Origin of the sequence: Hylemonella gracilis (genome assembly GCF_004328645.1) — a bacterium.
GTDB lineage: Bacteria > Pseudomonadota > Gammaproteobacteria > Burkholderiales > Burkholderiaceae_C > Hylemonella > Hylemonella gracilis_B.
In genome coordinates this window covers 1000111-1020052 of record NZ_CP031395.1, presented here as the reverse complement: position 1 = coordinate 1020052, position 19942 = coordinate 1000111, and the positions used below count along the sequence as shown (strand labels likewise).

The window sequence follows — 19942 nt, the reverse complement described above, 5'->3', positions numbered from 1 at the left end:
CGGAAAGAGCGCCATTGTTGCGCTTTTTCCGGGTGTGCTCTGGAGGCTCTCCTCTAAGCACCAAAGGCTGGAGTGCCTTTGCAGGTCACTCCAGCCTTCGAGCCAGGTCGAATTACTTGAGTTCGGCCTTGGCGCCGGCTTCTTCCAGCTTCTTCTTGGCGGCTTCAGCGTCAGCCTTGGGCAGCGCTTCCTTGACGGTCTTCGGAGCGCCGTCCACCAGGTCCTTGGCTTCCTTCAGGCCCAGGCCGGTGATTTCGCGCACGGCCTTGATGACGGAGACCTTGTTGGCGCCAGCTTCGGTCAGCACCACGTTGAACTCGGTCTTCTCTTCCGCGGCGGCAGCACCACCACCACCGCCAGCGGCGGCCGGAGCGGCCATGGCAGCAGCGCTCACGCCGAACTTCTCTTCGATGGCCTTGACCAGGTCGTTGAGCTCCATGACCGTCATGCTGTCGAGCGCGGTCAGAAATGCGTCTTTATCGAATGCCATTTTTGATTCCTTCAGATTCCACTAAGTTGGTTGACTGGCCACGCCGATTCAGGCGGCGGCCGTTTCGCCTTTTTTCGCCGCCAGGGCACCCAGCACCACGGCGGTGCGGGAGATCGGCGACTTGAGCAAGCCACACAGCTGAGCCAGCAGCACTTCCTTGGAGGGAATGCTTGCGAGCTGCTTCACGCCGTTGACGTCCAGAGCCTTGCCTGCGAATGCACCGCCGCGAATCACCAGCTTGTCGTTGGTTTTCGCGAAATCGGCCACCACGCGGGCAGCGGCCACGGCATCGACAGAGAAGCCATAGATCAGCGGACCAGTCATCTGGTCGCTCACGACTTCGAACGCACTGCCGGCCACGGCACGGCGGGCCAGAGTGTTCTTCAGAACACTCAGACTCACGCCTTGCTTGCGGGCTTCAGAGCGCAGCTTGGTCATGGCCGCGACCGTGACGCCACGGTACTCCGCCAACACGAGCGTTTGAGCTTGAGCTGCGAGGCCGGTCACTTCGGTGATGACCGCTTCTTTCTCACTGCGATTCAGACTCAAGGTCTAACTCCTTCAAAATGCACCGGCTTGCTTGACGTTCACCGGTGCGCCTTTCTTGCAGCGACCAACTGTTTTGGAATTCACATCCATTGCAGCGGGATCGCCATCTGCGCTGGAAATTAAGTGCGCCCTCCGATGAGGTGCCACACACCAGCGGTCTTGGATGACCCGGAAAGCCTTGCAAGCTGAGTTGCGCCGCCTTCCGGCCCACCACATCGAGCCACCCTCGCGGACGACTCAAATCTTCTTCAACGACGCCGTGGCCTCAGGCCGCGATCGTCTGCGTGTCCACGCGAACACCCACGCCCATCGTGGACGAAACCGCCACCTTGCGCAGGTACACGCCCTTGCTGGTCGCCGGCTTCGACTTGTTCAAGGCATCGATCAGCGCAGCCAGGTTGCCTTGCAGCTTGGCGGCATCGAAAGAACGACGACCGATCGTGCCGTGCACGATGCCAGCCTTGTCGGCGCGAAACTGCACCTGACCGGCCTTGGCGTTCTTCACGGCCGTGGCCACGTCGGGCGTCACGGTGCCGACCTTGGGGTTGGGCATCAGGCCACGCGGACCCAGAATCTGACCCAGAGTACCCACGATGCGCATGGCATCGGGAGCGGCGATCACCACGTCGAAAGGCATGTCGCCAGCCTTCACACGGGCAGCCAGATCGTCCATGCCGACCACGTCGGCGCCAGCCGCCTTGGCCTCCTCAGCCTTGGCACCCTGGGCGAACACGGCGACGCGCTTGGTCTTGCCGGTCCCATTGGGCAACACAACGGCGCCACGCACCACCTGGTCAGACTTCTTGGCATCGATGCCGAGTTGCACGGCCACGTCGATGCTTTCATCGAACTTGGCGGTGGCAAATTCCTGGACCAACTTGATCGCGTCGGCGAGCGGATACAGCTTGGTGCTGTCAACCTTGCCCTGCAGGGCCTTGGCTTTTTTGGTGAGCTTGGTCATGTCACACGCCCTCCACATTCACGCCCATGGAACGGGCAGAGCCAGCGATCGTGCGCACAGCGGCGTCCAGATCGGCGGCGGTCATGTCCTTCATCTTGGTCTTGGCGATCTCCTCGAGCTGAGCGCGGGTGATCTTGCCGACCTTGTCCACGTGCGGCTTGGAAGAACCCTTGTCCAGCTTGATGGCCTTCTTGATCATCACGGTCGCCGGCGGCGTCTTGATGATGAAGGTGAAGCTCTTGTCCGCGAAGGCGGTAATCACAACCGGCAGCGGCAGACCGGGCTCGACGCCCTGGGTCTGGGCGTTGAACGCCTTGCAGAACTCCATGATGTTCAAACCGCGTTGGCCCAGCGCGGGACCAATCGGCGGCGAGGGATTGGCCTTACCAGCCGGCACTTGCAGCTTGATAAAACCGACGATTTTCTTCGCCATGCTTTACTCCTTGCGGGTGAAAACGCCCAGGCTTCGCGCCTCGGCTCCCCGGGGTTGACGACTCATCGAGACAACATCCGCGCCGAGTCGGGAGGCGCGGACTGGAATTTGAAACAGTGCCGGATCAGGTCTTCTCGACCTGGCCGAACTCCAGCTCGACCGGAGTCGAACGGCCAAAGATCGTGACCGCCACGCGGACCTTGCTCTTCTCGTAGTTGACTTCCTCGACCGCGCCGTTGAAGTCGGTGAAAGGGCCTTCCTTGACGCGCACCAGCTCACCCACGGTGAACTCGATCTTGTGGCGCGGCTTGTCGGAGCCTTCCTGCATCTGGTTGACGATCTTCATGACCTCCTCCTCGGAGATCGGGGTCGGGCGGTTGTTCTTGCCCCCACCCACGAATCCCGTCACCTTGCTGGTGTGCTTGACCAGGTGCCAGGTCTCGTCGTTCATCACCATCTCGACCAACACATAGCCCGGAAAGAACTTGCGCTCCGTGGTGCGCTTCTGACCGTTCTTGACCTCCACCACCTCTTCCATGGGGACCAGGATGCGGCCAAACTTGTCCTGCAGGCCAGCGCGGTTGATGCGCTCGAGGATGTTGCGCTCAACCGCCTTCTCCATGCCCGAGTAGGCATGGACGACGTACCAGCGCAGATCCGGATTCTTGACCTGTTCGACCGGAGGGGAAGAGCTATCGATTGCGTCTGCCATCATCACTTCCTCCAACCCAGCAAGAGATCAAAAATCGCCCATTCCAGAGTCTTGTCGGTCAGCCACAGGAACAAGGCCATGATCACCGCGAAACCGAAGACGTACAGAGTCATCTGAATCGACTCCCGACGGGTGGGCCAGACCACCTTACCCACTTCACGCCAGGCATCGCGCCCAAAGCTCCAGAGGTCACGCCCCGGCTGGGCAGTGAAGAAAACGGCAACTGCCAGCGCGAGCGCCAACAGCAGAGCACCCCAACGCAGCAGGCCACCCTGAGCACTCAGACTGTAAAAAGCCACAAAGCCAGTCAACAGCAGGATGACCGCCGCAGCCAACTTGAGCTTATCCAACCCGCTACCGACCGTTTCGACTTGTGACGTTGCCATATTTCTGAACCGATTCCCTACAACCCGCCAGCACCCCTTGAGACGCTGAAGCCCGCCAGGGTCTGGCGGGCTTTTCGAACAAACCCGACCGATCTCGCGACCCGGTCAGGTGGCAGGGGCAGTAGGAATCGAACCTACAACCTTCGGTTTTGGAGACCGACGCTCTGCCAATTGAGCTATACCCCTATGCGACTCTTCCTTACGCGATGATCTTCGCCACGACGCCGGCGCCGACGGTCTTGCCGCCTTCGCGGATGGCGAAGCGCAGGCCTTCTTCCATGGCGATCGGCGCAATCAGCTTGACCGTGATCGACACGTTGTCACCCGGCATCACCATTTCCTTGCCTTCGGGCAACTCGATCGCACCCGTCACGTCCGTCGTGCGGAAGTAGAACTGGGGGCGGTAGTTGTTGAAGAACGGCGTATGACGGCCACCCTCGTCCTTGGACAGCACGTACACCTCACCCGTGAAGTGCGTGTGCGGCTTGATGGAGCCCGGCTTGCACAGCACCTGGCCGCGCTCGACTTCTTCACGCTTGGTGCCGCGCAGCAGGATACCGACGTTGTCACCAGCCTGGCCTTGGTCCAGCAGCTTGCGGAACATTTCCACGCCCGTGCAGGTGGTCTTCTGGGTGTCCTTGATGCCGACGATTTCGATTTCTTCGCCGACCTTGACGATGCCGCGCTCGACACGACCCGTCACCACGGTGCCGCGACCAGAGATGGAGAACACGTCTTCGACGGGCATCAGGAAGGCGCCGTCGATGGCGCGCTCGGGCGTGGGGATGTAGGTGTCCAGGGCTTCAGCCAGGCGCATGATGGCCTGCTCGCCCAGGTCGCCCTTGTCGCCTTCCAGCGCCAGCTTGGCGGAGCCCTTGACGATGGGGGTGTCGTCGCCGGGGAACTCGTACTTGGACAGCAGCTCGCGCACTTCCATTTCGACCAGCTCGAGCAGTTCGGCGTCGTCGACCATGTCGCACTTGTTCAGGAACACGATGATGTAAGGCACGCCAACCTGACGGGCCAGCAGGATGTGCTCGCGGGTCTGGGGCATGGGGCCGTCAGCGGCCGAGCACACCAGGATGGCGCCGTCCATCTGGGCGGCACCGGTGATCATGTTCTTCACATAGTCGGCGTGGCCAGGGCAGTCCACGTGGGCGTAGTGGCGGTTGGCCGTTTCGTATTCCACGTGCGCGGTGTTGATCGTGATGCCGCGCGCCTTCTCTTCCGGAGCCGCGTCGATCTGGTCGTACGCCTTGGCCTGGCCACCGAACTTGGAAGCCAGCACCGTCGTGATGGCAGCCGTCAGCGTGGTCTTGCCATGGTCCACGTGACCAATCGTGCCCACGTTCACGTGCGGCTTGGTCCGTTCAAATTTCTCTTTTGCCATCTTTCAATTCTCCAGAAAAGGAAAAGCAACACGACTCAAAACACCAAGACGCGGCAATTGGAGCAGCAAGCACCAACCGCGCACCTGTAGATGGTGCCCATGGCGGGAATCGGACCCGCGACCTCTCCCTTACCAAGGGAGTGCTCTACCACTGAGCCACATGGGCAGAATTCAGCCTCAACACCGACCGGCCTGCACGCCAGCACATCCACGTTCACCAATGAACCGCTGGAGCGGGAGACGGGAATCGAACCCGCGTCATCAGCTTGGAAGGCTGGGGTTCTACCATTGAACTACTCCCGCCTCGCGCCACCAGCCCGGCACATCACGCACCCGAACCAGCAACGACTCTGCCGTTCATCGCAAACACTGGTGGAGAGGGCTGGATTCGAACCAGCGTACTCGTAAGAGGGCAGATTTACAGTCTGCTGCCATTAACCACTCGGCCACCTCTCCACGGTGAGCCTGCCATTATGCCATGAATTCTTGACACTGGAAGTGCCCACTCCAGGCTGCACGCCCTGCCAGGCCGACCGGCTGTCGGCCAGCACCCCCAGGACCGCGATCACCAGACCACCGCCCCCCGTCCGCAGGCGCGCAGAAAGTCGTTGGCCAGACTGAAATGCCCGCAGCCGAGAAAGGGCTGGGGGCCGCGCAAGGCCGACAGTGGGGAGGGGTGGTTGGCCGTCAGTATCCGATGCCGCTTCCCAGTGGCTTCGGCCTGCGAGCCATTTTGAGCCAGGGCCTGGGTCAGCGTTTTCTGTGCGTGCGCCCCCCAGAGCAGAAACACCACCGGGGACTCGCACTCAGCCACGGCACGGACAATTTGCCGAGTGAGCACTTCCCACCCAAGATTGGCATGACTGGCCGGCTGCCCCTCTTCCACCGTCAGGCAGGTGTTGAGCAGCAGCACGCCCTGGCGCGCCCAACTTTGCAGGGAGCCCTGCGCGGGGATCTCCCAGGGCACCAATTTCGGGTCCCGCGCCAACTCCTTGTAGATATTGCGCAGCGATGGCGGCGGCTTGACGCCAGGTGCGACAGAAAACGCCAGTCCCTCCGCCTGACCCGGCCCATGGTACGGATCCTGCCCCAGGATGAGCACGCGAACGGCCTTCAGAGGGGTGAGTTCAAGGGCGCGCAAAGGCCGGGGCGGGTAGATGACCGCACCCGCGTCCAGGCGCGCACGCAGCGCGCGTGCCAAGGACTGCCCGGTTTCGCCGTCGAAAAAGGCTTGCGCCAGGGCCCGCTCATCGCTTGCCAGCGGCGCCAGCCAATCCGAGGGCGTCCAGTCGCGCAGGCGCTCGGTCTCGAACAGCCCCTGCGGCCCCGACGAGCCGTCCCGATCGCTCATCCCGTCCTCCGCGTGAACGATGTCAGGCAAACAGTTCCGCCAACGCCACGCCTGGCTCGGGCGCGCGCATGAAGGCCTCGCCCACCAGGAAGGCATGGACGCCTGCGTCACGCATGCGCGTCACGTCGGCGCGCTGAAGAATGCCCGATTCAGTCACCAGCAGGCGATCGGCCGGCACCCGCGCACGCAAGGCCAGCGTCGTGTCCAGTGCCACCTCGAAGGTGCGCAGATTGCGGTTGTTGATGCCGATCAGCGGCGTTTTGAGCTTCAGCGCACGGTCCAGTTCGGCGCCGTCGTGCACCTCCACCAGCACGGCCATGCCGAGGGCATGCGCGATGGCCTCCATGTCGCGCATCTGACCGTCGTCCAAACAGGCCGCGATCAACAGCACGCAGTCCGCGCCCATGGCACGCGACTCGTAGATCTGGTAGGGATCGACCATGAAATCCTTGCGCAGCACGGGCAGGTCACAGGAAGCCCGTGCCTGCTTCAGGTAATCGGGTTGGCCCTGGAAGAACTGGCGGTCGGTCAGCACCGACAGGCAGGCCGCGGAAACCCTGCCGCCGCTGGCCGTGTTGCCTTCGGCGTAACTCTGCGCGATGTCCGCGGGGATGAAGTCCGCGCGCAACACGCCCTTGCTCGGGCTGGCCTTCTTCACCTCGGCGATCACCGCCGCCTGGCCGGCCGCAATCTTGCCGCGCAGCGCGCCCACGAAGTCGCGCGTGAGCACGCGGCTTTCGGCGTCGGCACGCACGGCCGCCAAGGACGCCTTCTTGACCGCCGCCGCGAGTTCCTCGCGTTTGACGGCAACGATTTTTTCCAGAATGTCGCTCATGCCCGTTCGCCCTTTTTCTTCATGCCAGCCGGCTGGCCACGGCCACCAATTGCGTCAGCTTGGCCTTGGCCGCGCTGCTGTCGATGGCCGCCTGGGCCTTCAGCACGCCCTCCGCGATCGAGGCAACCACGTTGGCGGCGTACAGTGCCGCGCCAGCGTTCAGCGCCACCAGGTCACGCGCCACGCCCGGCTGACCGTCCAACACACCCAGCAGCATCGCACGCGAGGCTTCCGGGGTCTCAACTCGCACCTGGCGCATGCTCGCCATGGCGAAGCCGAAGTCCTCGGGGTGGATTTCATACTCGCGAATCTGCCCATCCTTGAGCTCGCCCACCAAGGTCGCCGCGCCCAGGCTGATTTCGTCCAACCCGTCCCTGCCATGCACCACCACGGCATGGGAGGCGCCCAGGCGCTGCAAGGCACGCACCTGGATGCCCACCAGATCGGGGTGAAACACGCCCATCAGGATATTGGGCGCACTCGCCGGATTGGTCAGCGGCCCGAGGATGTTGAAAATAGTCTTGACGCCCAGCTCCTTGCGCACGGGCGCGACGTTCTTCATGGCGGGGTGGTGATTGGGCGCGAACATGAAGCCCACCCCGGTCTCGGCGATGCAGCGCGCAATGGCCTCGGGCTTGAGGTGAATGTTGACGCCCAGTGCTTCCATCACGTCGGCGCTGCCGCTCTTGCTCGACACACTGCGCCCGCCATGCTTGCTGACCTTGGCGCCCGCGGCGGCGGCCACGAACATGGCGCAGGTGGAAATGTTGAAAGTGTGCGCGCCATCGCCGCCCGTGCCTACGATGTCCACGAGGTGCGTGGCGTCGGCCACCTCGACCTTGGTCGAGAATTCGCGCATCACCTGCGCGGCGGCGGTGATTTCGCCGATGGTTTCCTTTTTCACGCGCAAACCCGTGATCAGCGCGGCCATCATGACCGGCGACATCTCGCCGCTCATGATGAGCCGCATGATGTGCAGCATCTCGTCGTGAAAGATCTCGCGGTGTTCGATCACCCGCTGCAAGGCTTCGTGAGGGGAAATGTTCATGGATTTTTCCTGCATCGCCATCAGTCCAGGCGGTTAACGGGACGGATTGTCGGACAGCGCCAGGCGCAGACCGAAGCCAAGGAACATGGCGCCGGCCACACGGTCGAGCCAATGCATGCCCTGGCGTACGCAGGCCCGGCGGGCCAGCCAGGCCGCAGCCAGCGCCCAGGCGATGTCCACCGGAATGCTGCCGAGCGTGAACAGGCAACCCAGCAGCAGGAACGCCAGGGTCTTGTGTGGCGCTTCGGGCACGATGAACTGCGGGAGGAAGGCGAGGAAAAAGATCGCCACCTTGGGGTTCAGCGCATTGGTCAGGAAACCGCCCGCGTAAACGGAGCGCAGGGACGCAGGGGCCTGACTCCACGCCATCCCGGCGCCGTCAGCCCACCCAGAACCGTCCGTGGCCCGGGCCAGCATGAGCTTCACACCCGTCCAGCAAAGATAGGCCGCCCCCACCCACTTGAGCACGGTGAAGGCCGTGGCGGACGCCGCGAGCAAGGCGCCGACGCCCAGGGCCGCGGCGCTGACGTGCACGAGGCAGCCGGTCGTGATGCCCAGGCTGGCCACCACGCCCGCGCGCACGCCCTGGCGCAGGGCGCTGCTCGTGATGTAGAGCACGTCCGGCCCGGGCGTCAGGTTGAGCAGCAGGCCGGCCAGCAGGAACAGGGGCAGGTGCGCGATGCCCAGGGAGGTCAGATCAAGCAGGTTCATGGCGCGCGTCGCTCCAGGAAGTTCTTCAGCATGGCGTGCCCGTGTTCCGTCAGGATGGACTCGGGGTGGAACTGCACGCCCTCCACGTCCAGCGTTTTGTGGCGCAGGCCCATGATTTCTCCGTCCTCGGTCCAGGCCGTCACTTCCAGATCGGGCGGGCAGCTCGCGCGCTCGATGGCCAGCGAGTGGTATCGGTTGACGGTGAACTTCTCCGGCAGGCCCGCGAACACGCCCTGCCGCGTGGTCGTGATCTCGCTGGTCTTGCCGTGCATGAGCTGGCGCGCCCGGACCACCTTGCCACCGAAGGCCGCGCCCATACTCTGGTGCCCCAGGCAGACCCCCAGAATCGGCAGCCTGCCAGCGAAGTACCGGATGGCCGCGATGGAGATACCGGCCTCCGTCGGCGAGCAGGGCCCGGGCGAAATCACGAGCCGCTCGGGCTGGCGCTGCGCCACACCTTCCACGGTGATCTCGTCGTTGCGGAACACCTCGACCTCGGCACCGAGTTCGCCAAAATACTGAACCAGGTTGTAGGTGAAGCTGTCGTAGTTGTCGATCATCAGGAGTTTCATGGTGCTGCTTCCTTTCACTCCAGACCTTCTTCAACCAGCTCGGCGGCGCGCAAGAGCGCACGCGCCTTGGCCTCGGTTTCCTTCCACTCCAGCTCGGGCACGGAATCGGCCACGACGCCCGCAGCGGCCTGGACATAGAGCCGCCCGCCCTTGACCACGCCGGTGCGGATGGCGATGGCCAGGTCCATGTCGCCCGCGTAGCTCAGGTAACCGCAAGCCCCGCCATAGAGGCCGCGCTTGCTCGGCTCCAACTGGTCGATCAGTTCCATCGCGTGCACTTTGGGCGCGCCCGTCAGCGTGCCTGCCGGGAAAGTGGCTTTCAGCACATCCATGCTGTCCATGCCGCCCTGGAGCAGGCCCTCGACGTTGCTGACGATGTGCATGACGTGGCTGTAACGCTCCACCGCGAAGGCCTCGGTCACCTTGACGCTGCCAATGCGGGCGATGCGCCCGATGTCGTTGCGCGCCAGGTCGATGAGCATCACATGCTCGGCACGCTCCTTGGGGTCGTTGACAAGCTCCTGCTCGGCGGCCAGGTCGGCCTCGGGCGTGGCGCCACGCGGACGCGTGCCGGCAAGCGGGCGGATCGTGATCTTCTGCGCCAGACCAGGCGTCGCGCCCGACACGGTCACCTCCTCCTGTCGCACCAGGATCTCGGGCGAAGCGCCCACGACCTGGCTGTCGCCGAAGTCGTAGTAATACATATACGGCGAGGGATTGAGCGTGCGCAGCGCGCGATACAGCGAGAGCGGGTGCGACTCGAATTTCTTGCTGATGCGCTGGCCCACCTGCACCTGCATGAAGTCGCCAGCGGCGATCAGTTCCTTGGCGCGCTCGACGGCCCTCAGGTAGTCGGCCTTGGCGAATTCACGTTCAGCTGGATGGTGGGCACTGGGTGCCAGCGCCGTGATCGGCGGCGCGCTGGCGGGCTGGCGCAGGCGCTCGCGCAATTCGCGCAGGCGGCGCTTGCCCGCCGTGTAGGCCTCGGCTTGGGCCGGGTCGACGTACACGATGAGGTAGAGCTTGCCCGACAGGTTGTCAATGACGGCCAGTTCCTCACACTGCAGCAGCAGGATGTCGGGCATGCCCAGGGTGTCGGGCGGACAGGAATCCTCGAGCTTCTTCTCAATGTGGCGCACGACGTCGTAGCCGAAATAACCAGCCAGGCCGCCGCAGAAGCGCGGCAAGCCCGGCGTCAGCGCGACCTTGAAGCGCTGCTGGTAGGCGGTGATGAAGTCCAGCGGGTTGCCGCGGGCGGTTTCGATCACGTGCCCGTCGCGCAAGACCTCGGTGTGCGCCTGCGCGCCGAAACCGCTGCTGCGCAGCCAGACGTGCGCGGGCAGGCCGATGAAGCTGTAGCGGCCGAAACGCTCGCCGCCGACGACGGACTCCAGCAGAAAGCTGTTGCGCCCGCCGTCCTGGACATGGGCCAGCTTGAGGTAGAGCGAGAGCGGTGTTTCGAGGTCGGCAAAAGCCTCGGCGATGAGCGGAATACGGTTGTAGCCAGCCTGAACCAGGCTTTTGAATTCAAGTTCGGTGATCAAGGGAGAGCCTCCGGCTCGTGCGGACCCTCCCGCCAGGGGACAGTCTCGCGTTCATTCGGACAGGACTCGCGTCAGGCGAGACCCAGGGGCGCGCGGCGCGCGCCGCGCATCAGCCAAGCATGCGTGCAGGCCGACGCCAGGGCCAGGCTCCCCGGTCGCTGCAACCTTTGCTGATGAGGCGATGAATGAACATAGGCCGCTTTATAGCACCTTCGGCGCGCGCCGAACCCTGAGGCGAGGACGGATGGCGCCGCGCTGCATCACGGCCGCGCGGCCAGATTCCCGGCCCATGCCTCCAGCTCGCCCGCGTTCAGGGGATGGCTGTAGAGGTAGCCCTGCCCCTTGTTGATGCCCAGGTACTGCATCAGCGCGGCCTGCTCCAGGGTCTCGATGCCTTCGGCCACGGTCTGCAGGTGCAGGGCCTTGGCCATGCGGATCGTGGCCTCGATCATCACGCGGTGGTAGTTGCTGTCCAAGGCCTCGCTCACGAAGGAACGATCCACCTTGACCTGGTTCACGGGCAGGGCGTGCAGGCAGGACAGGGACGAATACCCCGTGCCGAAATCGTCCAGCGACAGCGCCACGCCCAGCGCGCTCACCTCGCGCAGCACGCTCTGCACGCCTTCGTCCTGCGCGGCCAGGCTTTCGGTCACCTCCAGCATCAGGGCCTCGGGGCCGATGCCCGTGCTGTTCAAGAGCTCGGACAGGCGCGCGACGAAGTCGGTCTGCCGCAACTGTGCGCGCGACACATTGACCGACACTGTCTGTGGCGCGCGATCGCCCAGCATCTGGCGCAGGCGCACCAGCTCATGGCAGGCGGTGCGCAACACGCGCTCGCCCAGCGGGCCGATCAGGCCGGAGCCCTCGGCCACGGGGATGAAAGCCAGCGGGGAAATCAGGCCGCGCTTGGGATGATGCCAGCGCGCCAGCGCCTCCACGCTCGCCAGCCGGCCCGTGGTCAGATCGATCAGGGGCTGGTAGACCACTCGGATCTCGTCGCGGGCCAAGGCCTGGCGTAAATCGTTCTCCAGCTCCGCGTCGTCGTGCACGCGCTTGCGCAGGGAGGGTTCGAACAGCTCGTAGCGTCCGCGCCCCTGACGCTTGGCTTCGTACATCGCGATGTCGGCGTCACGCAGCACGCTGTCCGGGTCATCGGCCATGTGCGTGGGCGTGACGATACCGATGCTGGCGGTCGAACTGACGCGGTGCCCACCGATCTCGTAAGGCTCGGCCAGGGTCTGGAGCAAACGGGTGGCGACCACCTGCGCGTCCTGGTCACTGCGGATGTTGTCCAGCAGCACCACGAACTCATCGCCGCCAATGCGCGCCGCCAGTTGCTGCGTGGGCTGCCCCGTCAGCACGTCGATGTCGCTGGCCTGGACGAAGGCATCGCCCGCACGCAGACTTTCCTGCAGCCGCCCCGCGATCTGACGCAGCAGCTCATCTCCGGCCGAGTGACCTAAGGTGTCATTGACTTGCTTGAAGCGGTCGAAGTCCATGAAAAGCACGGCGAAGCCGTAACCCGATTCCTTGCGGGCGCGCTCCAGCGCGGCGCGGATGCGGCGCAAGAGCTCGGCGCGGTTGGGCAGGTGCGTCAGGCTGTCGATGCGCGCGCTCTGACGCAACTGCTCTTCCAGCTCCTTCTGCGCGCTGACGTCGTAGCACACCCCCGCCATGCGCGCGGCCCGGCCCCGGCCGTCGCGCGACACCACCGTGCCGGAGAAAAGCATCCAGCGCCAGCGGCCGTCCGCGTGCCGCACGCGCATCTGCACATGAACGGGGCGCCGGGAATCGCGCAGATTCGCGCGCAGGGCCCGCGACATGGCGTCGAAGTCTTCCGGATGGATCAAATCGACCAAGGTCCGCGCGGTCAGCTCCAGGGAACCGCTGGCGTAACCCAGCAAGGCGTAGAAGCGTTCATTCACTTCCAGTCGGCCGCTCGCAAAATCCCATTGCCAGACACCGAGCGCGGCGCTCTCCACCGCGATGGACAGCAACTGCTGCTGATCACGCTGCTCGGTCACGTCGATGACGCTGGAAGCCACGCCCGTCATGCGTCCCGCCGCGTCGCGCAAGGGCTGTGTGTTGGTCAGCAACCAGCGCACCGGCGCACCCGGCAGGACGATGCCGATCGACTCTCCGCGCAAGGGCTGGCCCGTGCGCAAGGTGCGCACGGTCGGTCGGTCGTCCTGCGGGTAGGGCGTCATGTCGGCACGCACGGCGGAAACGCCAAGGCCCGACAACCCCACACGCCCCACCAGCGCGTCCACCGACAGTCCCAGCATCTCGGCGGCCAGCACATTGCAATCCAGTACCTTGCCGTCCAGATCCTGCAACACCACGCCCACCGGCACGGCGTCAATCAACGCACGCAGGCGCAGGCGCTGGCTCTTGGCTTCGGTGATGTCGGTCGCCACGACGGTGCAGCCGAGGTGCTCGCCCTGGGCATCGCGGATGGGTTGGTAGTCCACGTCGAGCCAGACTTCCCGTCTGTCCGCGGCCCGATGCTGCAGCTCGGCGCGCACCGCCCGTCCCTCGCTCAGCTCCTCCAGCAGGACGGCCGCACGGGCCTCGTCGTCGTCGCCCTGTCCCAGCAATACCCCCTGATCCCCGATGACCTGCTCACGCGGCAGTCCCTTGCCACGCAGGAAGGCATCGTTGCACCAGAGTACCCGACCCGCGCCATCGAGCATGGCCACCCAGTTGGCCGTGCGCTCGGCCACCAAGGCAAGCTGGCGGCGCTGCTCGGTCTGGCGACGCAGGCGGGCGTTCTGCGCGCGCACGAAACGCACCAACGGCTCGGCCACGCCCAGCAGCAGAAGCAGAAGCAGCAAGAGGGTGATGATGAAGGAGGCCCGAATCCCCCGCAGGGTTTCGGCCGCGCGTTGTTCGGCGGCCCCCTGCAACTCCGCGCCCAGTCCCTGCAGCGTGCCCGTGAAGGCGTCCAGCTCGGTCTGCACGCGCGCGATGGCCCGCTCGCGCCGCGCCGGATCCGGGTCATCCACGTGCCAGAGCAGGGACTGCGTGCGGTACCAGACCCGCTCGCGCTGTTCCTGCCAACGTGCGATGGTCTGCCGCAAGCTTCTTGCCTGCTTGGGGACCGCACCCCCCGCGACCTCGCCCTGCCCGGCGAGCAGGTTGTCCAGCGCCATGGCCTGGGTCTGGGTGAGGTGCGCGATGTCGTTCAAGGCCTCGATGCTGACCTCGGCCGGATCCAGTCTTGCCTGCAGCCGCGTGAGTTGCAGACGCAGGCGCTGCGCCAGCATTTCCTGCGAGGCGGCCGCGCGGATGATTTCGGCATCCGCCTGCCGCACCTGCTCCAGGCGGATCTGCTGGCGGCTCTGCAGCCAGGCCACGGCGCCGACGGCCAGGAGCACGAAATAAAGCGCCAGCCGCACGCGACGATGTGTCCGCGCGCCCCGCCGGGCCGAGGACGAACTCGCCCGACGCGCGCCCTCCGCCGGGGAAGCGGCGGCAGTGGCGCCGGAACGGTCCGCATGGGACTGGGACTCGGTCGTGGTGTTCCAGTCGCCGGCGAACCAGCTACTGGGTGCCCCTTCCGACGGCTCACCAACCCAGGTGTCGGCATCCGGGATCACCCGTCTGCCTGCCTCCTGTCGGGCGCTCCGCCACATCCACCACCTTCGCGCCATGTCCGCATACCCCTATGGTTTTCTTAGCGTAGCAGTCCCCGGCGCGGGCTAAAGCCCAGGATGACGGGCTTCGGCCTTGCTTTTCCGGCTAAGCCAGGGCCCGGCGCATGGCATCCACCACGGTCTTGTAGTCCGGCTTTCCGAAGATGGCGCTGCCGGCGACGAAAGTATCCGCCCCGGCATCGGCCACGCGGCGGATGTTGTCGACTTTGATGCCGCCGTCCACTTCCAGGCGGATGTCCTTGCCGCAGGCATCGATGCGCTTGCGCGCGGCTTCGATCTTGCGCAGCGCCGAGTCGATGAAACTTTGCCCGCCAAAGCCCGGGTTGACGCTCATGATCAGGATGAGGTCGATGTCCTCGATCACCCAGTCCAGCACGTCCAGCGGCGCGGCGGGGTTGAAGGTCAGGCCGGCCTTCACGCCCTTGCTCTTGATCGCCTGGATGCTGCGATGCACATGGGGGGAGGCGTCGGGGTGAAAGCTGATCAGGTCCGCGCCGGCCTCGGCGAAGGCGGCCGCCAGGGCGTCGACCGGCTGCACCATCATGTGCACGTCCAGCGGCACGGGCGTACCGTCCGCACGTTTCGCATGGGGCTTGAGGGCCTGGCAGATCATGGGGCCGAAGGTCAGGTTGGGCACGTAATGGTTGTCCATCACGTCGAAATGGATCCAGTCCGCGCCGGCGTCGATGACGTTCTTCAGTTCCTCGCCCAGGCGGGCGAAGTCGGCCGACAGGATGGACGGGGCGATGCGGTAGGGCGTGCGTTCGGAGGTGCTCATGGCGGGGGCCCGGAGCCGGGCCAATTTAAGGGTGGAGTCAAATTGCATTTTCGCAGGTAGGATGCCGGCTTGCCGGCCCCACGCCGTGTCCCAGACTTTCCGCCACCCGCCATGTCCGCCCCCACCGACATCCTGATCGAAACCCAGCCGCGCCACCTGCCCGAGCAGTCCGATCCGGCCCGCGGCATCTACGCCTTCGCCTACACGATCACCATCACCAACCGGGGGGACGTGGCCGCGCAGCTCATTTCCCGCAGCTGGAACGTGAACGACGCCAACGGCCACACCGAGAAAGTGCGGGGCCTGGGCGTGGTGGGCCAGCAACCGCTGCTCAAACCCGGCATGCGTTTCGAATACACCAGCGGCGCGCGGCTGCGCACGCCCACCGGCACCATGCATGGCAGCTATTTCTTCGTGACGGAGGAGGGCGAGCGCTTTGACGTGGACATCCCGCTCTTCGTGCTCGACGCCTTGAGCACGGGCGGTGGCCAACGCACCCTGCACTGAGCAGGGCCGCCAGACACATGGCCCTCGGTGAATTCGAGCTGATCGCGCGCTACTTCCAGCGCAACGCCGCCCCGCGCAACCCGGCCGTGGCGTTGGGCATCGGCGACGACTGCGCCCTGCTGCAAGCGACGCCCGGCCTGGCCAACGCGCTGCCGACGGACGCGCAACTGGCCATCAGCACCGACATGCTGGTTGAAGGCCAGCACTTCTTCGCCGACGTCGATCCCGCGGCGCTGGGCCACAAGGCCCTGGCCGTCAACCTCAGCGACCTGGCCGCCTGCGGTGCCCAGCCCCTGGCCTTCACGCTCGCGCTGGCGCTGCCGGACAGCAACGCCGCGCGCCTGAACTGGATCGACGCCTTCACCCGCGGCCTGTTCGCCCTGGCCGACGCCCATGGCTGCACGCTGATGGGCGGCGACACCACGCGCGGCCCGCTCAACATCTGCATCACGGCGTTGGGCGCGGTGCCCACGGCGCAGGGCCGCAGCCAGGCCCTGCTGCGCTCGGGCGCGAAGCCGGGTGACGACCTCTGGGTCAGCGGCACGCTGGGCGACGCGCGGCTGGCGCTGCTGGCACTCAAGGCCCAGCATGGCGACCGCAGCCCCGGGGCACCCCGCTGGCTGCAACTGCCACCCGAGGTGCTGAAACTGGCACGCACCCGTCTGGAACGCCCGACGCCACGCGTGGGTCTGGGGCTGGCACTGCGCGGCATCGCCAGCGCCTGCATGGACCTGAGCGATGGCCTGGTGGGCGACCTGCAGCACATCCTGGAGGCCTCACGCTGCGGCGCCCGCCTGCTCGCCCCTGTGTTGAGCGACTTGCTGGCCTCGCACCGCCTGAACAGCACGGCGCTGACACCGCCCGAACGCCTCAGCCTCGCCTTGTCAGGCGGAGATGACTACGAATTGCTGTTCACTGCGCCGGCCACGCGGCGCGAAGCCGTGGTGGCGGCGGCCGGGGTCGCCGACACCCCAGTCACCCGCATCGGCCAGATCGAGGTACAGGAAGGTTTGCGTGTCGTGGACGCCCAGGGCCAACGGCTGGCCGGGCGCTTCGCCTCCTTCGACCATTTCGCATGAGCGTCTGAACGCCGGACCATGGGGTGCGCCAGCCGACCGCAGGCGGCGGGGGCGCCCTCAAGCCGCCGCGACGGCGGCTTCCAGCGCGTCGACGAAGCGCTTGGCCACGTCAAACCCGCTCTGGTCGCTGATTTCCCGAAAGCAGGTCGGGCTGGTCACGTTGATCTCGGTCAACTGCTCGCCGATCACATCGAGTCCCACGAGCAGCAGGCCTCGCGCCGCGAGGATGGGCCCCAGCGTTTCGGCGATTTCGCGGTCGCGCGCCGTCAGCGGCTGCGCCACCCCCTTGCCACCAGCCGCCAGGTTGCCCCGCACCTCCCCGCCTTGCGGGATGCGTGCCAGGGCATGCGGCACCGGCACGCCACCGATCACGAGAATGCGCTTGTCACCCTGGGCGATGGCGGGAATGAATTTCTGCACCATCAGGGTCTGCACGCCGTCCTTGTTCAGTGTCTCGATGATGCTGCCCAGATTCAGGCCATCGTCCTTGACGCGGAAGATGCCCATGCCGCCCATGCCATCCAGCGGCTTGAGGATGATGTCGCCGTGCTCGGCATGGAAGGCGCGCACGGCCTGGGCCTCACGGGTCACCAAGGTCGGCGTGATGAACTGCGGGAACTCCAGGATGGCCAGTTTCTCCGGATGGTCACGCAGGGCGCGCGCCTTGTTGTAGACCCGCGCGCCCTCGCGCTCGGCCTGCTCCAGCAGGTGGGTGGCGTAGAAATACTCGCTGTCGAAGGGCGGGTCCTTGCGCATCAGAACGGCATCGAAGTCACGCAGGGCGGCTTCGCGCACCGCAGTCTCGCGGAACCAGGCATCGGCATCACCGGTCAGCGTGATGTCGCGCACCTGCGCCCGCACCGGACCACCCACCTGGCCGTCGGACACCCAGCGCAGATGACGTGGCTCACAGACTGCCAGCGGGTGGCCCCGGCGGGCCGCCTCGCGCATCATGGCGTAGGTACTGTCTTTGTAGGTCTTGAAGGATTCAAGCGGGTCGGCGATGAACAGGAGCTTCATGCCGGGAAGTCTCGCACGAATTGCAAATCGCCCGCATTGCAGGTTCGCAAAGGCCGCAGTCGCCGCCCGCCCACCCCTCAGACCTCGATGCACCGGAAAAGGGACCAAGCAAAACCCGAGCCAGCTTTAAGTGGTGTTTAAAATGGCCCTCCCGCCCTGCTTGCAGCATCCGTCCCGCCCCCAGCGGCCTTGTCCAGGTTTTAAAACGGCAAACCGCCTATCCCCTCCCGCGATGCCTCCTCGCCGCTCCCTGCCCCGTCTGTTTCCGTCGCGCCTGACCTTGACCTGGGGTGGCGTTCTGCTGGCCGCCAGCCTGTCGGCCGGCGCCCAGACCAAGGCGGCCAGCACAGGTAGTGCGGCGGCCGCCCCCGTGGCCCAGGCCATGCACATCGAGGCCGATGCCCTGCGCTACGACGACCAGCGCCAGATCAGCGTGTTCAGCGGCAACGTGGTATTGACACGCGGCGGCATCACGATCGAGGGAGAGCGCATCGAAGTGCGTCAGGACGCCCTGGGCTACCAGTACGGCAACATCACCGCCGCGCTCGGGCAACGGGCCCGCTTCACGCAACTGCGCGACGGCATGGACGAGACCGTCATAGGGGAAAGCAACACCATCGAATACGACGGCCGCGCCGACGTGTTCAAGCTGCTTGGCGACGCGGTCCTGCGCCGCCTGCGTGGCGGTGCCGAGGCCGACATCATGAGTGGTCAGGTCATCGTCTACGACAACCTGAAGGACAACTTCACCATCGACGGCACGCGCGCGACCGGCGCCGTGCCCGCGCGGCCCAGCTCCGACACCCGGGTGCGTGCCACCCTGTCCCCGCGAGCCACCACACCATCGGGAACTCCCGCAGCGGCGGGCGCCGCGCCGGGCCCGAGCAGCAGCCCGGACCTGAAACTACGCGAAGACCCGCGCCTTGCCCCGATGCCCGCGCGCGGCGCCCGTTGAACGCCCACGCCCACCCCGGCCCCCCACACGCATGAGTGAACACCACCCCACCCCGGTCCCGTCCGACAACCCGAGCAACACCCCGGCGGAAGGGTCGACGCCTGCGACGCCCCCCGTGGACACCGCCGCAGTGGAACCCAGCCGCCTGGAAGCACGACACCTCAAGAAGTTCTACGGCAGCCGCGAGGCGGTCAAGGACGTCTCGCTCGCCGTGCGCCGTGGCGAAGTCGTCGGTCTGCTCGGCCCCAATGGCGCGGGCAAGACGACCAGCTTCTACATGATCGTCGGCCTGGTGCGCGCCAGCGCAGGCGCCATCGACATCGATGGCCAGCGCGTGGAACACCTGCCCATCCACCAGCGCGCGCGCATGGGCCTGTCCTACCTGCCGCAGGAAGCATCGATCTTCCGCAAGTTGAACGTCGAGGACAATGTGCGCGCCGTGCTGGAGCTGCAGCACGACGAGCACGGCAAGCGCCTGAAACGCGCCGAGATCGAGCACCGTCTTACCAGCCTGCTGCAAGATCTGCGCGTGGAAAAACTGCGCCTGTCGCCTTCGCTCGCGCTCTCAGGCGGCGAGCGACGTCGCGTGGAAATCGCGCGGGCGCTGGCCACGCAGCCGCGCTTCATCCTGCTCGACGAACCCTTCGCGGGCATCGACCCGATCGCGGTGATCGAGATCCAGCGCATCATCAGCTTCCTCAAATCACGTGGCCTGGGCGTGCTCATCACCGACCACAACGTGCGCGAGACGCTGGGCATCTGCGACCACGCCTACATCATCAGCGAAGGCCGCGTGCTGGCCCAGGGCACCCCCGCTGAGATCGTCAACAACGCCGATGTACGCCGCGTGTACCTCGGCGAGAACTTCAAGATGTGAGCCCCATGCCCACCCAGCCCGTCACCTCGTGCCGTGGTGTAGTCCCGGCCGCGCCCCCGCGCCGCCTGGCGCCCGGGTGGGAACCCGA

Annotated in this window: 20 protein-coding genes and 4 tRNA genes; 4 read left to right on the top strand and 20 right to left on the bottom strand. The window is 65.8% G+C overall.

What is annotated here, in order from left to right; all coding sequences use genetic code 11:
- Positions 1–112: 112 nt before the first annotated feature.
- The 19 genes from rplL to rpe all read right to left on the bottom strand — a co-directional run bounded on the left by rplL (position 113) and on the right by rpe (position 15416).
- Positions 113–490 carry a 50S ribosomal protein L7/L12 gene (gene rplL, locus DW355_RS04905; protein ID WP_131278210.1) on the bottom strand — a complete coding sequence of 126 codons (378 nt, stop codon included), beginning with the start codon at positions 488–490 and terminating at the stop codon, positions 113–115.
- Between the two features lie 48 nt (positions 491–538).
- Positions 539–1039, bottom strand: a complete 501-nt coding sequence (gene rplJ / locus DW355_RS04900; protein WP_131278209.1) for a 50S ribosomal protein L10 — start codon at positions 1037–1039, stop codon at positions 539–541.
- Between the two features lie 265 nt (positions 1040–1304).
- Positions 1305–2000, bottom strand: a complete 696-nt coding sequence (gene rplA, locus DW355_RS04895) for a 50S ribosomal protein L1 (RefSeq protein ID WP_131278208.1) — start codon at positions 1998–2000, stop codon at positions 1305–1307.
- Position 2001: 1 nt separating this feature from the next.
- The gene (rplK, locus tag DW355_RS04890; RefSeq protein ID WP_035604641.1) at positions 2002–2433 is read right to left on the bottom strand and encodes a 50S ribosomal protein L11; all 432 of its coding nucleotides are present in this window, start codon (positions 2431–2433) and stop codon (positions 2002–2004) included.
- A 124-nt stretch (positions 2434–2557) separates the two neighbouring features.
- A complete protein-coding gene (nusG, locus tag DW355_RS04885; protein ID WP_131282314.1) occupies positions 2558–3145 on the bottom strand; it encodes a transcription termination/antitermination protein NusG in 588 nt (195 codons plus the stop codon).
- A 2-nt stretch (positions 3146–3147) separates the two neighbouring features.
- Positions 3148–3531: a preprotein translocase subunit SecE gene (secE, locus tag DW355_RS04880; protein WP_131278207.1), complete on the bottom strand. Its 384-nt coding sequence runs from the start codon at positions 3529–3531 to the stop codon at positions 3148–3150.
- A gap of 110 nt (positions 3532–3641) precedes the next feature.
- Positions 3642–3717: transfer RNA gene (locus DW355_RS04875), tRNA-Trp, on the bottom strand.
- Between the two features lie 13 nt (positions 3718–3730).
- Entirely contained in the window at positions 3731–4921 is a 1191-nt protein-coding gene (tuf, locus tag DW355_RS04870; RefSeq protein ID WP_131277834.1) for an elongation factor Tu, read from the bottom strand.
- A 91-nt stretch (positions 4922–5012) separates the two neighbouring features.
- Positions 5013–5087, bottom strand: a tRNA-Thr gene (locus DW355_RS04865).
- A 63-nt stretch (positions 5088–5150) separates the two neighbouring features.
- A tRNA-Gly gene (locus DW355_RS04860) sits at positions 5151–5224 on the bottom strand.
- Positions 5225–5291: 67 nt separating this feature from the next.
- Positions 5292–5377: transfer RNA gene (locus tag DW355_RS04855), tRNA-Tyr, on the bottom strand.
- A gap of 109 nt (positions 5378–5486) precedes the next feature.
- Positions 5487–6272, bottom strand: coding sequence for a uracil-DNA glycosylase (locus tag DW355_RS04850; RefSeq protein ID WP_131278206.1), 786 nt, complete (start codon positions 6270–6272; stop codon positions 5487–5489).
- A gap of 22 nt (positions 6273–6294) precedes the next feature.
- Positions 6295–7107, bottom strand: a complete 813-nt coding sequence (gene trpC, locus DW355_RS04845; RefSeq protein ID WP_131278205.1) for an indole-3-glycerol phosphate synthase TrpC — start codon at positions 7105–7107, stop codon at positions 6295–6297.
- A 19-nt stretch (positions 7108–7126) separates the two neighbouring features.
- Positions 7127–8155 (bottom strand): anthranilate phosphoribosyltransferase, encoded by a 1029-nt coding sequence (gene trpD / locus DW355_RS04840; RefSeq protein ID WP_131278204.1) that lies wholly within the window; start codon positions 8153–8155, stop codon positions 7127–7129.
- Between the two features lie 33 nt (positions 8156–8188).
- Positions 8189–8866, bottom strand: coding sequence for a LysE family translocator (locus DW355_RS04835; RefSeq protein WP_131278203.1), 678 nt, complete (start codon positions 8864–8866; stop codon positions 8189–8191).
- Complete coding sequence (locus tag DW355_RS04830) at positions 8863–9438, bottom strand: anthranilate synthase component II (protein ID WP_131278202.1); 576 nt, start codon at positions 9436–9438, stop codon at positions 8863–8865. Before DW355_RS04830 ends, DW355_RS04835 begins: the two co-directional genes overlap by 4 nt.
- A gap of 14 nt (positions 9439–9452) precedes the next feature.
- A complete protein-coding gene (gene trpE, locus DW355_RS04825; RefSeq protein WP_131278201.1) occupies positions 9453–10982 on the bottom strand; it encodes an anthranilate synthase component I in 1530 nt (509 codons plus the stop codon).
- A 260-nt stretch (positions 10983–11242) separates the two neighbouring features.
- Positions 11243–14380: an EAL domain-containing protein gene (locus DW355_RS04820; protein WP_165493119.1), complete on the bottom strand. Its 3138-nt coding sequence runs from the start codon at positions 14378–14380 to the stop codon at positions 11243–11245.
- 343 nt (positions 14381–14723) lie between these two features.
- Positions 14724–15416 (bottom strand): ribulose-phosphate 3-epimerase, encoded by a 693-nt coding sequence (gene rpe, locus DW355_RS04815; RefSeq protein ID WP_131278199.1) that lies wholly within the window; start codon positions 15414–15416, stop codon positions 14724–14726.
- 111 nt (positions 15417–15527) lie between these two features.
- Between rpe and apaG the strand changes: the two genes are divergently transcribed.
- Both apaG and thiL read left to right on the top strand, forming a co-directional pair.
- Complete coding sequence (gene apaG / locus DW355_RS04810; RefSeq protein ID WP_035604632.1) at positions 15528–15923, top strand: Co2+/Mg2+ efflux protein ApaG; 396 nt, start codon at positions 15528–15530, stop codon at positions 15921–15923.
- A 17-nt stretch (positions 15924–15940) separates the two neighbouring features.
- Positions 15941–17002, top strand: a complete 1062-nt coding sequence (gene thiL, locus DW355_RS04805; RefSeq protein WP_131278198.1) for a thiamine-phosphate kinase — start codon at positions 15941–15943, stop codon at positions 17000–17002.
- A gap of 57 nt (positions 17003–17059) precedes the next feature.
- Here thiL and gshB read toward each other — a convergent pair whose 3' ends face one another.
- Entirely contained in the window at positions 17060–18022 is a 963-nt protein-coding gene (gshB, locus tag DW355_RS04800; RefSeq protein ID WP_131278197.1) for a glutathione synthase, read from the bottom strand.
- A 232-nt stretch (positions 18023–18254) separates the two neighbouring features.
- Here gshB and lptA point away from each other — a divergent pair, with 232 nt between their 5' ends.
- Both lptA and lptB read left to right on the top strand, forming a co-directional pair.
- Positions 18255–18977 (top strand): lipopolysaccharide transport periplasmic protein LptA, encoded by a 723-nt coding sequence (gene lptA / locus DW355_RS04795; RefSeq protein ID WP_165493118.1) that lies wholly within the window; start codon positions 18255–18257, stop codon positions 18975–18977.
- 31 nt (positions 18978–19008) lie between these two features.
- Positions 19009–19854 (top strand): LPS export ABC transporter ATP-binding protein, encoded by an 846-nt coding sequence (lptB, locus tag DW355_RS04790; RefSeq protein WP_242671301.1) that lies wholly within the window; start codon positions 19009–19011, stop codon positions 19852–19854.
- Positions 19855–19942 lie beyond the last annotated feature (88 nt).

Bases quoted from the DNA above. Each gene is read 5' to 3' on its own strand.
- apaG (WP_035604632.1), top strand. From the start codon at position 15,528: ATGTCCGCCCCCACCGACATCCTGATCGAAACCCAGCCGCGCCACCTG.
- rpe (WP_131278199.1), bottom strand. From the start codon at position 15,416: ATGAGCACCTCCGAACGCACGCCCTACCGCATCGCCCCGTCCATCCTG.
- tuf (WP_131277834.1), bottom strand. From the start codon at position 4,921: ATGGCAAAAGAGAAATTTGAACGGACCAAGCCGCACGTGAACGTGGGC.
- trpC (WP_131278205.1), bottom strand. From the start codon at position 7,107: ATGAGCGACATTCTGGAAAAAATCGTTGCCGTCAAACGCGAGGAACTC.
- rplK (WP_035604641.1), bottom strand. From the start codon at position 2,433: ATGGCGAAGAAAATCGTCGGTTTTATCAAGCTGCAAGTGCCGGCTGGT.
- rplA (WP_131278208.1), bottom strand. From the start codon at position 2,000: ATGACCAAGCTCACCAAAAAAGCCAAGGCCCTGCAGGGCAAGGTTGAC.
- thiL (WP_131278198.1), top strand. From the start codon at position 15,941: ATGGCCCTCGGTGAATTCGAGCTGATCGCGCGCTACTTCCAGCGCAAC.
- lptA (WP_165493118.1), top strand. From the start codon at position 18,255: ATGCCTCCTCGCCGCTCCCTGCCCCGTCTGTTTCCGTCGCGCCTGACC.
- trpD (WP_131278204.1), bottom strand. From the start codon at position 8,155: ATGAACATTTCCCCTCACGAAGCCTTGCAGCGGGTGATCGAACACCGC.
- DW355_RS04835 (WP_131278203.1), bottom strand. From the start codon at position 8,866: ATGAACCTGCTTGATCTGACCTCCCTGGGCATCGCGCACCTGCCCCTG.
- secE (WP_131278207.1), bottom strand. From the start codon at position 3,531: ATGGCAACGTCACAAGTCGAAACGGTCGGTAGCGGGTTGGATAAGCTC.
- lptB (WP_242671301.1), top strand. From the start codon at position 19,009: ATGAGTGAACACCACCCCACCCCGGTCCCGTCCGACAACCCGAGCAAC.
- DW355_RS04830 (WP_131278202.1), bottom strand. From the start codon at position 9,438: ATGAAACTCCTGATGATCGACAACTACGACAGCTTCACCTACAACCTG.
- nusG (WP_131282314.1), bottom strand. From the start codon at position 3,145: ATGGCAGACGCAATCGATAGCTCTTCCCCTCCGGTCGAACAGGTCAAG.
- gshB (WP_131278197.1), bottom strand. From the start codon at position 18,022: ATGAAGCTCCTGTTCATCGCCGACCCGCTTGAATCCTTCAAGACCTAC.
- DW355_RS04850 (WP_131278206.1), bottom strand. From the start codon at position 6,272: ATGAGCGATCGGGACGGCTCGTCGGGGCCGCAGGGGCTGTTCGAGACC.
- rplL (WP_131278210.1), bottom strand. From the start codon at position 490: ATGGCATTCGATAAAGACGCATTTCTGACCGCGCTCGACAGCATGACG.